This window comes from Lactobacillus sp. MRS-253-APC-2B, assembly GCF_012843675.1.
GTDB classification, from domain to species: Bacteria; Bacillota; Bacilli; order Lactobacillales; family Lactobacillaceae; genus Limosilactobacillus; species Limosilactobacillus pulli.
In genome coordinates this window covers 124,084-138,709 of sequence record NZ_JABAFO010000004.1, presented here as the reverse complement: position 1 = coordinate 138,709, position 14,626 = coordinate 124,084, and the positions used below count along the sequence as shown (strand labels likewise).

General features: G+C 45.9%; 12 protein-coding genes and 2 pseudogenes. 8 read left to right on the top strand and 6 right to left on the bottom strand.

Annotated features, from left to right (window positions below):
• Positions 1 to 99: 99 nt before the first annotated feature.
• The 3 genes from HF864_RS03755 to HF864_RS03745 form a co-directional block, all read right to left on the bottom strand.
• Positions 100 to 1,617, bottom strand: a complete 1,518-nt coding sequence (locus HF864_RS03755) for a YfcC family protein (protein ID WP_169461763.1) — start codon at positions 1,615 to 1,617, stop codon at positions 100 to 102.
• Between the two features lie 14 nt (positions 1,618 to 1,631).
• Entirely contained in the window at positions 1,632 to 2,786 is a 1,155-nt protein-coding gene (locus HF864_RS03750; RefSeq protein WP_169461762.1) for an ArgE/DapE family deacylase, read from the bottom strand.
• Between the two features lie 241 nt (positions 2,787 to 3,027).
• On the bottom strand, positions 3,028 to 4,158 hold the full coding sequence (locus HF864_RS03745; RefSeq protein WP_169461761.1) for a glycerate kinase: 1,131 nt from the start codon (positions 4,156 to 4,158) through the stop codon (positions 3,028 to 3,030).
• Between the two features lie 156 nt (positions 4,159 to 4,314).
• Here HF864_RS03745 and HF864_RS03740 point away from each other — a divergent pair.
• Together HF864_RS03740 and HF864_RS03730 are read left to right on the top strand one after the other, a co-directional pair.
• Positions 4,315 to 4,723 (top strand): annotated as a pseudogene (locus tag HF864_RS03740) (glycosyltransferase); the annotation flags it as partial.
• A 555-nt stretch (positions 4,724 to 5,278) separates the two neighbouring features.
• Entirely contained in the window at positions 5,279 to 5,449 is a 171-nt protein-coding gene (locus tag HF864_RS03730; protein WP_169461760.1) for a hypothetical protein, read from the top strand.
• 384 nt (positions 5,450 to 5,833) lie between these two features.
• Here the strand turns inward: HF864_RS03730 and HF864_RS03725 are convergent, their stop codons facing one another.
• The gene (locus HF864_RS03725) at positions 5,834 to 7,843 is read right to left on the bottom strand and encodes a sodium:proton antiporter (RefSeq protein ID WP_169461759.1); all 2,010 of its coding nucleotides are present in this window, start codon (positions 7,841 to 7,843) and stop codon (positions 5,834 to 5,836) included.
• Positions 7,844 to 8,203: 360 nt separating this feature from the next.
• Between HF864_RS03725 and HF864_RS03720 the strand changes: the two genes are divergently transcribed.
• Complete coding sequence (locus HF864_RS03720) at positions 8,204 to 8,707, top strand: hypothetical protein (protein WP_169461758.1); 504 nt, start codon at positions 8,204 to 8,206, stop codon at positions 8,705 to 8,707.
• A 70-nt stretch (positions 8,708 to 8,777) separates the two neighbouring features.
• Here HF864_RS03720 and HF864_RS03715 read toward each other — a convergent pair whose 3' ends face one another.
• Positions 8,778 to 9,704, bottom strand: a complete 927-nt coding sequence (locus HF864_RS03715; protein WP_169461757.1) for a linear amide C-N hydrolase — start codon at positions 9,702 to 9,704, stop codon at positions 8,778 to 8,780.
• A gap of 184 nt (positions 9,705 to 9,888) precedes the next feature.
• On the opposite strand from HF864_RS03715, the gene HF864_RS03710 reads away from it, so the two are divergent.
• The 5 genes and pseudogenes from HF864_RS03710 (at position 9,889) to HF864_RS03690 (ending at position 12,611) form a co-directional block, all read left to right on the top strand.
• A complete protein-coding gene (locus HF864_RS03710; RefSeq protein WP_033935505.1) occupies positions 9,889 to 10,434 on the top strand; it encodes a PepSY domain-containing protein in 546 nt (181 codons plus the stop codon).
• A gap of 174 nt (positions 10,435 to 10,608) precedes the next feature.
• Positions 10,609 to 10,953 carry a hypothetical protein gene (locus tag HF864_RS03705; protein ID WP_169461756.1) on the top strand — a complete coding sequence of 115 codons (345 nt, stop codon included), beginning with the start codon at positions 10,609 to 10,611 and terminating at the stop codon, positions 10,951 to 10,953.
• Between the two features lie 70 nt (positions 10,954 to 11,023).
• Positions 11,024 to 11,902 carry a proline iminopeptidase gene (gene pepI / locus HF864_RS03700; RefSeq protein WP_169461755.1) on the top strand — a complete coding sequence of 293 codons (879 nt, stop codon included), beginning with the start codon at positions 11,024 to 11,026 and terminating at the stop codon, positions 11,900 to 11,902.
• A gap of 289 nt (positions 11,903 to 12,191) precedes the next feature.
• Positions 12,192 to 12,350, top strand: a complete 159-nt coding sequence (locus HF864_RS03695; RefSeq protein ID WP_240936867.1) for a hypothetical protein — start codon at positions 12,192 to 12,194, stop codon at positions 12,348 to 12,350.
• Positions 12,343 to 12,611 (top strand): annotated as a pseudogene (locus HF864_RS03690) (Txe/YoeB family addiction module toxin). The gene HF864_RS03695 and the pseudogene HF864_RS03690 overlap by 8 nt, the downstream one beginning before the upstream one ends.
• Positions 12,612 to 12,663: 52 nt before the next feature.
• On the opposite strand, the gene HF864_RS03685 reads toward HF864_RS03690, so the two are convergent.
• Positions 12,664 to 14,619: a TetM/TetW/TetO/TetS family tetracycline resistance ribosomal protection protein gene (locus HF864_RS03685; RefSeq protein ID WP_169461754.1), complete on the bottom strand. Its 1,956-nt coding sequence runs from the start codon at positions 14,617 to 14,619 to the stop codon at positions 12,664 to 12,666.
• Positions 14,620 to 14,626: the final 7 nt, after the last annotated feature.

Below are 14,626 nucleotides of genomic sequence, written 5' to 3'. Positions count from 1 at the left end.
TGATCTTAGTCTCTATGCTGATTTTGGTCATAAAAATACCCCCAAAGTTGTATTTCCAACTTTGGGGGTACGGGTCACACCTGAGGTTTTTTTAAATTTTTACATCACCGCAATAATCCCTAAGAAGATGCAGACTACGATAAACAGGGCGGCAATCAGTTTGGCAATCCACTTCCACCAAACCGTAAATGGAATCCGGCACAATGCCAAGGCCCCAACCAGCATCCCCGCGGTTGGCGTAACGGCAGTAATCAAACCGGTCGCAGCCTGGTAGGCGGTTACGACAACGCTGCCGTCAACCTTGGCAAAGTGAGCCAGTGACCCCATGATGCCCATGGTTGCCGCTGCCAGACCGGAACTGGATGGGATCAGGAAAGATAAAATCACAAAGAAGATAAAGGCCAGAATTGCAAAGGCAGCTTTTGGCATGCCGCTTAAGCCAACTTCGCCCCAGTGCAGAATTGTCCCCGTAATCATCCCTTCGTTCATGATCACTTGAATCCCGCGAGCTACGGCAACGATAATGGCAACGCTTAATAAATCGCTCATACCCTTCATGAAGGCGTCAATGAAGTCTTGTTCCTTAATGTGGGCCACAAACATAACTACCATGGACATAAATAAGAATAAGAGCGTAATTTCGTTAAAGTACCAGCTGCCCAGTGGTGCCATGTCTTGACCGATCAATACGCCCAATACCGGCACGCTGACCAGCCAATCATTGAAATCATTAAAGAACGTCCATTTGGCATTGATGCTGGTCCATGGCACCAGACCGATAATCATAATCAAAAAAGTAATTGCAAAGATCCACAAGACGCGTTTTTGGACTTTGGTCAAAGGCGTTGGCGCTTCGCTACGGTCAGCAACGTTAAAGTATTCCATGTCGGCCTTGCGTTGATTGTAGACCAGTGACTTGGTTGGATCTTTTTTGATTTTATCGGCATAGTGCAGAATAAAGAAGATTGTCATCACCGTGACGATAACCAGCAAGATGATCCGTGATCCCAGTCCTTCACCAGGGGAGATCTTGATCATAGCTGAAGCAACACCGGTCGAGAAGGGGTTAACCGTTGAAGCCAGATCCCCAACCCGCGTGCCTAGCAATATCACACCAGCTGCCACCAGTGAATCATACCCAACGGCCATCATAACCGGTACCAGCAGCGGGAAAAAGGCGATCGTTTCTTCACCCATACCGTAAGTCGAGCCGCCAAGCGCAAAGATAATCGTTAAAATTACGATCATTCGTTTTTCATGACCCTTGGAGTTGTGAACGACGGCCCGGATACCATCATTTAAGGCGCCGGTTTGGTTAACGACGCCCAAGAATCCACCAATCACGAGAATGAAAAGGGCGATCCCGATTGCGCCGGTTGTTGCCTTATTGCCGATCATCCCCGTGACGGGTGCCATAAAGACATCCCAGATTCCTTGGTAGTGATGAGCAACTGTGTGATACGTGCCGCTGATCAGGTTGCCGGCACTGTCGCTTTTATATGTCCCTGCCGGAATGATCCATGTCAAAACTGCCATCAAGGCAATCAGTAAAAATAGGATCGTAAACGCGGAAGGAAGCTTGTGCTTTTTCTTAGTAGGGGTTGGTTGTTGTTGCATAAGCAGGCTCCTTTCTATGGTTGAGCGAAAAATTCTTCAGCCAGCTGCTGGTAGAATTTGATCGATTGATGATAAACGTCTAAATCAACATATTCATTGCTCTGGTGTTGCGTATTGTTGCCGGGACCAATCAAGGCAATGGCAAAGTCGCCCTTAGCATGCAAGAACTCAGAGCCATCACTGGCGCCAGCCTGGCCCTTGGGTTCAATTGGTCCATCAAACAGTTCATCGTGAACATGTTCAATAAGCTTGATCAACGGGGCATCCTTGTCTCCAGGCATTGCGTCTTCAGGGAAGCTGTATTCAATTGTCAGATCATAGCCCGGCTTTTGATTCAGTTGATCAACCAAGCCATTGAGTGCGTCAAAGACGACTTGGTTTGGATATTCGGGAATCGTTCGAATATTGCCTTTCATAACTGCTTTGGCAGGCACGCTGTTGATCTGTTCGCCACCATTAAAGACGCTTTGTACATGAGTGAGAGGCCCCAGCACGGGATTGACCTTGTCGAATTTAGCCATCAGCGGCTTAACCTGAACGGCAAAGTCAATCAGATGGTCGATGGCGTTGATGCCTTTTTGTGGCTGGGAGCTGTGTGCACCTTTGCCCTTGGAGGTAACAATGTAATCGATAATGCCTTTAGACGTGTAGCCGATTTCGTGCATATCGTTACCCGGCTCAGCAATTACCAATCCAGCTAGATTGTCGGCATAGCCCAGCTTGGTTAATTGAGCGGCACCATATTCGCCGGTTTCTTCACCAACCGTGCACAGCAGACGAATCTTGCCAGGAACGTGATGGTTTTCCAACATATCCAACATGGCGGCAATTAAAGCTGCCAGGCCACTCTTCATGTCAGAAGCACCGCGCCCATAAAGCATATTGTCTTTAATCGTGGCTTTAAACGGATCCGAGTTCCATTGACTAAGATCACTTGGGGCGACGACGTCTTCATGGCCGCTAAAGCCCAGCATGCGCTCACCTTCACCAATTGTAACGATCAAATTGTCGCGATCCGGTGCATAGCTTACGCGCTCAATCTTGACGCCTTGGTCTTCGTAAGGCTTAAACAGGGATTCAATGTAGTCAGCCACGGCGGCCTCATGATCATTAACCGATTTGATGCTGATCAAATGTGATAATATATCAATTTCTTGCTGCTTATTCATATTATGCACCTCTCGTTGAATTATTCGTTAATAAAATCTTAATAGATAATCATTTTTATGTCAACATACTGAATAAAAATAAATATATAGCTTTAATTGAATGCTTTTATGCGTATTTTTCTGATTTAAATTCAAATAATATTATTGTTTTATATTCAGAATAATGCATTAATAAACATAAATTAAGGGTTTTTACGTATTAAAAAATCCGACCACATCTAGATGAAGTCGGGTTAAAGATTTATCGTTTTAACAATCGCACCACGTTGGCAACGGTTCTGGTCATATTCTCAGGTCCCTTAGCCAGTGCGGACTGTCGATCGCTGGCACCTTGCATAATGCTGAAAAAGGCAGTAAAGCCATCCGGATACAGCTTTTCGATACCGTTGCCAAGATAACCAGCAAACGAGATGACTGGCTTATGATACTTTTTGCCTAACTGCGCTACGCCAAAAGGAGCTTTACCAAAGTGAGTTTGAAAGTCCGTGCCGCCTTCGCCCGTAAAAATATAGTTGGCCTGCTGCACCTTAGCTTCTAAATTAGTAAGTTTGATGACAAGCTCAATGCCGCGCTGCATCTTGCCATCAGCAAATGCCATCAATCCGGCACCTAATCCCCCAGCAGCCCCAGCTCCAGGTTGATTTTCAACATCTTTCCCCAGATCTCGCTTGATGATTTGAGCAAAATGATGCAAATTCTGGTCCAGTCTTTTGATCATGGCAGAATCAGCGCCTTTTTGCCGGCCAAAGACATATGAAGCCCCTTGTGGACCAGTCAGAGGATTTGTCACATCACTGGCTAAGATGATCTCAACTTGTTTTAGCCGCGGATCTAATTCGCTGACACCAATCCTGGCAAGATCTTTTAATGCGCCGCCCCCAACCGGCAGTTCCTGACCATTGCTATCCAAAAGGTGCGCGCCCAATGCTTGTGCCATCCCCGCACCGGCATCATTGGTACTGGAACCGCCCAGCCCAATGATGATGCAGTCGATGTCCTGACCAAGCGCATCCTTAATTAATTCGCCGGTGCCATAGGTCGTTGTCAGCCACGGGTTGCGTTGATCAATCGGTACCATTTCCAAACCGCTGGCCATTGCCATTTCAATTACGGCGGTTCGTGAATCACCTAGGATGCCATAAGTAGCAGCAGTTGATTTGCCTAGTGGTCCAGTGACCGTCAGATGTCTAAAAGTACCATGCGTTGCACTGACTAAAGCATCAGTTGTTCCTTCACCGCCATCAGCCAAGGGAACGCTGATAATGCTGGCATTTGGATCGGCCTGCTTGATGCCGAAAGCCATTGCTTCACAAACCTGGCGTGATGTCATGCTTTCTTTAAATGAATCTGGTGCCAAAAGATAAGTGGTCATGCTAAATACTCCTTATTAAATATTTTGCTTTCTGAAGATTCTTCAGAATTGTTTCATTTTAATCCTATATCAGACCAAGTACGATCCACGTATGATAATAAAAAACGAGAAGGAGTGAGATAATGCTTAGTCTTGATCATTTAAGCCAGATTATAACGCAACCTTGGCCATCAATCAGCTTTGTTGGCAGGGATGACGACGGCGGTCTGGGATGCGGACGTGATGATTACGGTTGATGCTGATCTGCAAGATGATCCCGACAAGATTCCAGAAATGATTGAATAATATAAAAATGGCTGTGAGATCGTCTACGGGGTGCGCAGTGATCGCCAGACTGACTCTTGATTCAAGCGCAACACTGCTGAGGGCTTCTATAAATTGATGAATCAGATGGGTGTGACCATGATTCCCGACAGTGCTGATTTTCGGCTGATGAACAATCGGGTAGTGCATGCTTTATTGAAGTACTCGGAACGCAATTTGTTCTTTCAGACAGGGAAGGTATACTACTGTATCAGGCTGGTCTTCATTGATGCCTTCACTTTGGTTTATCGGCGGTGCCCAGTGCTCACAGCTTTCGACTCAGTACCATGCCCGGCCGACATATTTAAAACCGGGTCAGATTGTTTCACAGCAGATTAAGCTTAACGGTGAGGGACAATATTTGTCAGTTCAGATTCATCAAGACAGCTCGCTGAAGGTTTCGCTGCATGATCAGCAGAATGGTCAGACCTGGTATTTAAAGCGACGTGGCGTTCATATCGACTATTTCGATCCTTAAAAGCAGACAACTATCAGATCAGGGTTGCCCATCAGACCAGTCAAAAACAGCCGATTGCAATCTTGAAGACCGATCATTACCAAATGGCAAGTATGTCTTTGGTTATTGATGGTCAAGTACAAAAAGATGCCTCACTGATCCATCTGGTTAGAAACTATCAATAACGTTCCTACCTAAAAAACGCCGAATCAACATAGGATGCTGAAGCGACGTTTTTGGTTATGATATAATATTTTGGTCTAAGAACATTGGCAGTGCTTCGCTACAAAGGAAGTGATGCCAATGAAGGAGTTGAAACAATGAGGGCGACACTTCCCAACATTATGAAAGGGATTCAAAGTGTCAAACCGACATCAAGATGGCGTCGATCTGAAAGGGCTTGCTGCGGTTCTACATGAACTGCACGGCCTGCCGATCGGTGTTCAGTATGCAGCTCTAGCAGTGGTGGTAATTATTGTGATTGCCTCTCTGATTGCTGGCTGCTGGATGGTCAGTCATTTTCACATCTGACCAAAAGAAAAACCATCTTTATGAGTGGCAGCTCTAAGATGGTGAAGTAGTTTTATCTGTAAATAAAGCGAAACACTGTCGATTTTCAAGGACATGGGCTAACGTGTTCCAGCACGTTAGCCTTTTTGTTTACGGTATAATTATAACTGGTTTTAAAATGTTTTGCAATTTCAGCTAAAAGAAGATGGTCCTAGCTGGCTTGCTAGCTGAAAGCACCAGCTATACCCAGCTTTATCAGCATATGTCAATTTATGCTATCTATAATTGAACATGATACAACAGCCCCGCCCAGTAGATTATTGAGTAGGGCTGATTTTTTAAAAGGGGAGTAACAGGGGATGCAATCGATATTTGCAGCGCAATATCCAAACGTCGTCAAATCAACTAGTCTTCAAACGATTGGATGCAGACCAGCTGATCGTTTGAAATGTGCTCGTTTAAGGCATTGGCTAATTCACTTGAGATTACGCCAGCAGCGGCCTGTTGCTGAACGTAGCTGTGCTCATCTTGAAATGCCTTGATGGCCAGCGTACGCAAGATATTGGTATCCATCTCGCCACGAGAATGGAAACGATCCAGTGTCTGCTGCCGATTCAGATACATCCGCCGTACCATGGCAACCTCATGCACGTTGTCCGGTGTCTGTACCTCATCTAAAAACTCGTTGACATCGGCCATGGTCATGCTAAAGATTGATTCTAGACGGTCAAAATACTGTTGCCGAACCGCTTTGGGCTTATCTTGCAAAGCCTTGTTGCTATATAGCTTTTGCATTTCGTTAAACGTTTGGGGATGGTGTTTATGCAACTTGTGACTCAGTCGTTTCCATTTCAGCCGGTAGTGCCAGATTCGCAAAAAGGCAAATAGGCCATGCTGACTGTGCATTAAGGCATCGCGGCCAATCATTCGGTCATAGACCTGCTCTTCTCTAGCAGTTACGACACCATTTTCACGCAGCTCAGCCAACGTCTGCATTTCAACGCCCCGTGCCTGACTGGCTAGACGATCATAGACATTGCGGTTGATCTTAAACGTCAGCGTCATCTGACTGCTTAGCTGATCAATCACCAGGGCCTGTTCTTTTTTATGATCAGGCGACTCACTGAGCTCATCGATTGCATATTGAACGGTATGAATCAGCTGATCTTGGAACTCATCGTTAGTGTAGTTCTTGGTTTTGGCTGGTAAGAGACGCGGGAAGGCCAGCGTTCCAACCGTCAGACTGATCAGGATCACAATCGCTGCCAGCAGGATCAATTGATTACGGGTTGCCAGCTGCGCGCTTTCTGTCAGAACGGGGATAGAAAATGCCATCGCCAGCGTAATCGTACCGTGAACCCCACCTAAAGCCAGCAAGAGACTGTCGCGGTTAATGTTGTCTGAATGCATATCAACCAGCTTGAAGCGCGCCCATAGATAGCGAATCAGCCCCAAAGCCAGGTACAGTCCCAACCCCAGCAAGGCCAGCTTAAGGATGGTTGCGGCTAGCGTCTGGCTGACGACTTCTGGCAGCATTACCCCCAAAAGGACAAAAACAAATCCATTCAACAGGCTCGCGATGATGCTCCAAAGGGTTGTCGTGGCATTTTGAACTCGCGAGGAAGTCAAGCGCAGCTGATCATACAGGATACTATGGACGATTCCGGCTGCTACGACTGCCAGGATTCCAGACAGGTGTATTTCCTCAGCCAGCCAGTAGACGGCAAATGGAGTCATGACGTTAATCGGGATGACAATTGAGCCAATATCAACGTGGGTTCGCATCAGTGTGGTTCTTAAAGCAATCAGCATCCAGCCCATCAAAGCGCCAAAAAGAATTCCGCCAAAAAAGACGTATAGGAAAACTAAAACGCCATGGCCAATTGAAAACTCACCTGAAGTCAGTGTGCTGGTTGCCAGACTGAACAAAACCAGCCCTGAAGCATCATTGAACAGTGACTCGTATTCCAGGGTCTCGTTGACGTTTTTAGGCATCTCAACATTGTTTGTCAATGACTTAACCGCCACGGCATCAGTCGGTGTGATGATAGCTGCCAGCATAAATGCCAAAGCATAAGTGAAATGCTGCGGCAGAGCCAGTTTTAAGCCGCCACCAACCAAGATTACCGTTACAATAGCCAACCCTACCGCCATTGATAAAATCTGGCGCACGTTTTGAGCAAGTTGGCGAAAAGATACGTTTTGGCCATCATTGAACATCAATGGGGCAATGATCAACAGCATAAATAGCTCCGGCTTTAAGACAATTGCATGCGTATCAATCGGTAAAATGCTCAGCATGATTCCAGCTAGTATCTGATAAATCGCTAATGGCAGAATCGGCCAGAGCAAATGAACAATGTTGGCTGCTACGACGGTGATTAAAAGCAAGCCAACAATATAGACAGTGGTCATAAGATTCCTCCCAAATCATTTTATTTAATTATAACTGATAAACGGTTGGCAATAATAGGGCAATCCTTGCTATTATCCCGTAAATTTATTAACGATAATTTATATTATGTAAAAACCCTTCTGCTTAGGTCAGCATTGATTAGCAGCCAGTAAATTCATTTTTATTTGCTGATTGATAAACTGTTTTGCATTTCGATATTATGCTTTTTTACAGCCAGAATGACAGTAGCCATAAGGTTCAAAATTTTTGACTACTAAAAATATTCAACCCTTTATGCGTGAATTTGATATTGATCATGGTATAATACTTGAAGTTTTAAAAGACCGATTAGATTGAAATCAAGTAAAGAAGGGATCTACGTGACGCTTACTGGAGCAGATTGGCAGCTTTTGGAATCAATCATCGTTGTCTTGCCAAAGAAGAAAATCAAAAAAGTGTGTAAGCATACCGACGCAACTAAGAAAGCCATTAAGCAGGTACGCAAAGGCCAGTCTTTTGTAAGAGAATGGGATCCAAAAGTGGCCTTTCAGACTTTGCAGTATCTAGAAAAGCATATTTACAAAAAAGACCTGGCCAAAATGAATCAACACCGCTTGATCTGCAATTACCACGTGATGATCAACGATTTGAATCGGGCAATCTTTGATGAAAACTATCGCGGGCAGTATCCGCCACTAACCCGGAAATCACGCATTCAGATTGAGCGTAATCCATTGGTTCAACCGGGAAAGGGCTATCGCAATATTATCGATTACTATCTAGACGATGGGCTGATGGGAGCACCCAGATATGCCAAGCTACATGAGGCTACGATTGGCGAGGTTTTGGATGAGATGGCAATCATGGGCCAATACAGCATCTAAGTTCTAAGCAGATCTAAAAACTTATCATTGTCAATATAAAAGCGTCTGGCAGGATAGGCCAGACGCTTTTTTAGCTTTTAAAAAGGGATGGCTGATCGAAACGCGCCATCAGATCAGGCAAACGATGAACCAGTTTTTGTCGCGTGGTTAGATCATAAAAATAACTGGTTTGTGCATGCGCGTCGACTATTTCTCGATAATGAGTATAAACGTCATGTCCGGGAAGCTGGTTCATTTCGACTTGCTTTAAAATTTTAGATGACAGCCTAAATGCCTCTTGATCACTATCGTCGAACGGGGATGCCTGCCAAAGACTCACCGCAGCATTGATAAAGCGTGAAGTCGGCGTCCTTTGTGAGGGCAGGGGAGCCTTGGAACTGCGAATCGCCATCATTACTTCAGCATCACTGGTCTTTGGATCGATTCCTAGATAACTGGTTAGTTTTTGACGCTGCTTTGCGTAGCGGGGACTATTGGTCAAGACCCCCAACGGCAAGGCTTGAAGCGTCAAATGATATTGCGTGGGTTCAATCAGATAGGTGCCCGTATCGTCATTTAAGAGCCAGTGGAAGGGATGAACGATGTCATGGTCATGCCAGATTACGCCATTTAACGCAACTGAGTCCAATTCCGCAGCGATTTCAGCAACTGACGCGTGCATGCCCAGCAGCCAGCCAATCATGTCTTGGGGCGACAGATTTAGACAATGCGCTTGGGGATGATCATAATAAAGCTGCGGACCAGGAAAATAAAGCTCGGCTACCCAAAGCCCCGCTGAATTTAAGCCATCGCCAATTAAATAATGACCATTGATTTCTCGCATGCCCCCCAAAATAGCATAATCATTAGTAAAAGAATTGAATTTAGGCAGGCTCTGCCAATGATAATCAATTGGCAGATAACCTTGCTGCCAAGGTGTGGAACGAAGCGGAAAATCCATCGTGCGGCCTAAAAAATGATGCTGCTGTCTGGTTGTAAAACTGATTGCCGTGCACATGCTATCAACGCCTTTTCATGAATTTCAACGTCATTTTAGCATTAATGGCTTGATATCACTAGTCAACTAACTGACAATCGTTCAATTAGTTGAAAACGCTTTGCTATTTTGTATAATTAAGTTAGAAATGTTGGTCATCCACTTAAAGATAGCCAATTACATAATATATCAAAGGAGGAAAATCATGACAACTCACAAATTGATCCGGCTCACCGCAGCGGTTTTATTAGCTGCCACGGTGTCAAGCGGCACGTTTGCCACGACAGCGGAATGGTCGCCAACGGTCCAAGCTGCTGCTCAGAATATTAAATTGAATGAAAAACAGGCCGTTGCTAAATTCAAGCAAAAGTATGCCAAGGCTAAAATTAGCGAAATCAGTCTAGAAAAACATCTGAATCACTACCAGTACGAGATTTCCGGATTTGATTCGCAAAAAGAATACTCAGCTAAGATCGATGCACAGACTGGCAAATTGTCAGCTGCCAAAACCGAAAAGCTTGATGCCGATGATCATGAAACAGCCATTAAGCTTAATCAGGTCATCAGCCGCCAAAAAGCCAATCAATTAGCTGAAAAAGCCGCTAAATCCGGTCAAGGCCGTGAATGGACGCTGGAAACCGATGATGGTCAAACGATCTGGCAAGTTGACGTGGTTGACGGTCATCAAAAAACCGAAGTTAAAATCAATGCCGTCAACAAAAAGGTGATCAGTGTCGAGACCGATGATTAGCTAAAAAATGCTCGTCAAGCTGTTTAAAACTTGGCGGGCATTTTTAAAGCAGTTGGTTCTCCCTGTTTTTTGAAAGTAGCATTAAAATTTTAGTTTTAATGCGTTTATGTTTTAAAGAGTCCTATTTTCCTATGTTTATTTGACTTCTAATCCAAGCTGCGGATTTTGCTATGATTGAAACTACTGTCGTTGATCCCCAAGATCTGCCAACCATCCTACACTTCGAACGACTTGGCTTTAACGATGCCCGGGACCGCCACTGCCCAGTATCAGGCAACGCTTGCTGTTGATCCAGACTATCGTGATGGCTCCAGTCTGCTGTGGTTCATTGAAGACTCGCCAAAACCAGTGGCATCACATCATGCTGATCTATTTATTAGATTGTGTGCCTTTTTATTAGAAAAACGGCTACGTCAATCAAGGCGTCGTGGCTTCAGCGCTTGCCGGCAAAGTTTGATACAACATGACCAAGCTTTTACCCAGCAACAGCATCTAGTATTTCAACATGTTCAACCTTAACTGTGGCTTGTCACTGGAGAAATTGAATCTTAGAATAATAACAGTTAATTTGCTTTGGAGAGTGATCTTAATGATTAAAGACGGCTTTATCCCATTTGGACCTTATCGAACTTATTATCGGATCGTTGGCAAGCCCAGCAACAAAGCACCTTTACTGCTGCTGCATGGCGGGCCGGGCTCGACGCACAACTACTTTGAGGCTTTGGATGAGCTGGCGGAGCGTGATCAGCGGCAATTGATCATGTACGATCAGATTGGCTGCGGTCTTTCCTCGATGCCTGATCATCCCCGGGTCTATCAGGCTGAAACCTGGCTGCGGGAATTAAAAAATCTGCGGGAACGGCTGCATCTGGATCAGATCCATCTACTGGGTCAGTCTTGGGGCGGTATGCTGGCAATCATGTATCTTTGTGATGAAATGCCAGCTGGAATTAAGAGTCTGATTCTTTCAAGCACCCTTTCTGATGCCCAATTATGGGGACAAGAACAGCACCGTTTGATCAGTTTTATGAGTAAGGAAGATCAGGAAGTCATTGCTCAAGCCGAAGCTGCCAACGATTTCACTGGTGATGCCTACCAGCGGGTCAATGCCCGGTTTATGGAACTGCACGCGGCAGCAGCACCTGATGAGAATGCTCCTGAATATCTGTGGCGTGAGAAAAACGTTGGCGAACTGGCCTATCAAACTGCCTGGGGACCCAATGAGTTTACGCCAACCGGCAATCTCAAAGACTATAACTATACCGACAAGCTGCGCAATCTATACGTGCCAACCTTAATTACCAGTGGCACTAACGATCTTTGTACGCCATTGGTTGCCAAGACGATGGCCGATGCCCTGCCCAATTCGCAATGGCATCTGTTTGACGGCACGCGACATATGTCGTTTGTCGAAAAGCCTTTGGAATATCAAGCAGTACTGCAGGATTGGCTGGATCAGCACGACTAAACCAGTTCAAGCAGGCAGACCGCCACATGATGGTACGTTTCTACGTTTCAAAGATGACAAAGCTCCCTGCTCAGGCAAATGGCCCAGGCAGAGAGCTTTTTATTTATCAGTGGTTGTCGTTTCTATGTAAGCACACTACAAACACGTATTCCAACCACCACGCGGACCTCCTATACTTGAGGAAACCCATATAGGAGATCTTTTTGATAGTTAAAATGAAATCGTTGAAGATTGATGGCTTAGCTACAGTGGTCGCTGAAAACTATGATAATGATTATAAAATGTTGTAATGATTTCTGAAAAAGAGTACAACTCTTGGCAAGAAACTAACTATCTGCTAAAAAGCAAGGCGAACAGGGATGCTTTGAAGCATTCGATTGACCAGCTCGGCAAGCAAGAACATTTTTTAACGCCAGAAGAATTTGAGCGCTTAAACAGTCATGAATAAGCTGAATATTGTCTTTACAGCAGATGCTTGGGAAGAATATTTGGAATGGAAAAAGGCCAATCGATCAATGGTTAAACGTATTGACAAGCTGATTAGCGATACAATTAGGCATCCCTTTTCTGGATTGGGAAAGCCAGAGCCTTTACAACATGACCTGCAAGACTTTGGTCTAAAAAAATTAATGACGAGCATCGCATGGTATACGCAGTAACTGAAACGGCTATTCAAATCATCCAACTAAAGTATCATTATCATAAATAAGCAGAAAGGCCCCGGCGTAATTGCTGAGGCCTTTTTTAAGATAATAGCTCAATCAACCATGCATAAAGTCGCAGTAATAGTCGCAATGCATGGTTTGCGGGACCTGATCCCATTTGACCGGGTAGCCGGCACCATGCGCGCAGAAAACCGAATCCGGCGTATTGGCCAGATCGGCAGTCGGCAGATAGTCCGCCTGCTGAATGATCTCGTCAGCATTATGACATGGTCGATAGCCAGCCGGCAGGCACTCCAGCTGTCCTTGTCCATGCGTATAACCGCGCAGCACCGTGGCATAGTCGCTCATTTGGGCAACTGGCGCCAGACCAGTCAGTAAAACGCTGTCAGTCGTCTGATCATCAAGCGGGTCAACCTCGCTATGCATGCGCTGCAAGTCGTTAAGCGCACGACCAACCTGCGTACTTGGGACCATCAGCTGGAAACGATACCACGGCTCCAAAAGCTGACATTGATGCTGGGCTTTTAAAGTCATCAATCCTTGCCGTAGCGCGCGACTGGCAGCTTGACGGAAGTCCCCACCCTCAGTATGTTTGACGTGCGCGCGGCCACCAACCAGCGTTACCTTGACATCGGTCAGCGGGGCGCCAATCAAAACGCCCTTGGGACTGGTCTGCTCCAGACTGGTAATGATCTGATGCTGCCAATTTTTATTCAGCACATCGACACTGCATTGACTGGTATAGCGGATCCCGGTTCCCCGCTTGGCCGGCTCTAATAAGAGATGCGCTTCAGCATAGTGCCGCAATGGCTCAAAGTGACCGACTCCCTCAATTGGCGCGGTTATGGTCTCACGATACAAAATACCGCCTTTAATGAAGTCAACATCCATGCCAAATCGTTCTAAGAGCAGCTGCTGCAAAATTTCTAGCTGCACGGTTCCCATGATCTGAACGCGAATCTCCTGCAGCTGTTCATCCCAAACCACATGCAGCAGCGGATCCTCATCAGCCAGCGTCTGCATGGCCTTTAAGCATTGATGAACGTCATTTTCTTTCGGATCAACCGCATAACTCAAAACGGGCTGCATGAGTGTCTGCGTATCGTCTTTAAGGTTCCCTAGCCCTTGTCCTGGATAGGTTGTCATCGGCCCGGCAATGGCACAGACAGCGCCTGCTGAGACCTGATTGACGATGGTAAACTTACTGCCGTTGTATACACGCAGCTGATTGGCCTTTTGATCCGGTAAAATAGCGGTCTTTGCCTTGAGACTGCCGCCCAGTACCCGCACCCAGGTTAAGCGCTCGCCTCGTTCATCATGCGAGATCTTAAACACACGGGCCGCAAACTCGCTGGGAAATTCACGAGGCTGCGTCCACTGGGTAAGTGAAGCCAGCAAGGCATTAATCCCTTGCAGCTTTAATGCTGAGCCAAAACAGCAGGGAAAAAGCTGCCGTTGCTGAATCATCTGCCGAATACGCTCATCTGAAAGCTGACCTTGATCCAGGTATTCTAACAGTGCATCGTCATCTTGCATGGCCAGTTCTTCATGGTCAAATAATTTAAGCTCACCATTAAAGTCCGTCAGCGCAAAACAGCCTGACGCAAGCTCGGTCTGCAGCTGACTGAGGATCTTCTTACCATCAGCCGTATCAGCATCCATTTTATTGACAAAGATAAAAGTTGGCACGCGGTTTTCAGCCAACAGCTGCCAAAGCGTTCTGGTATAGCCTTCAACGCCATCGGTTGCCGAAATCACCAAAATCGCATAGTCCAAAACCCGTAGCGCCTGTTCAGTCTGCGCAGCAAAATCAACGTGGCCAGGGGTATCCAGCAGCGTGATGGACAGGTCGTCATACTCAAGCTTGGCCTGGTGGGAAAAAATCGTAATGCCACGCTTTTTTTCAAGCTGATCGGAATCCAGGAATGCATCCCCATTGTCAACACGTCCCATACGGCGAATGATTCCCGTCTGATAAAGCAGGGCCTCAGACAGCGTTGTTTTACCGGCATCAACATGCGCGATCATACCAATCGTAATCTGTTTGCTCAATTCAATC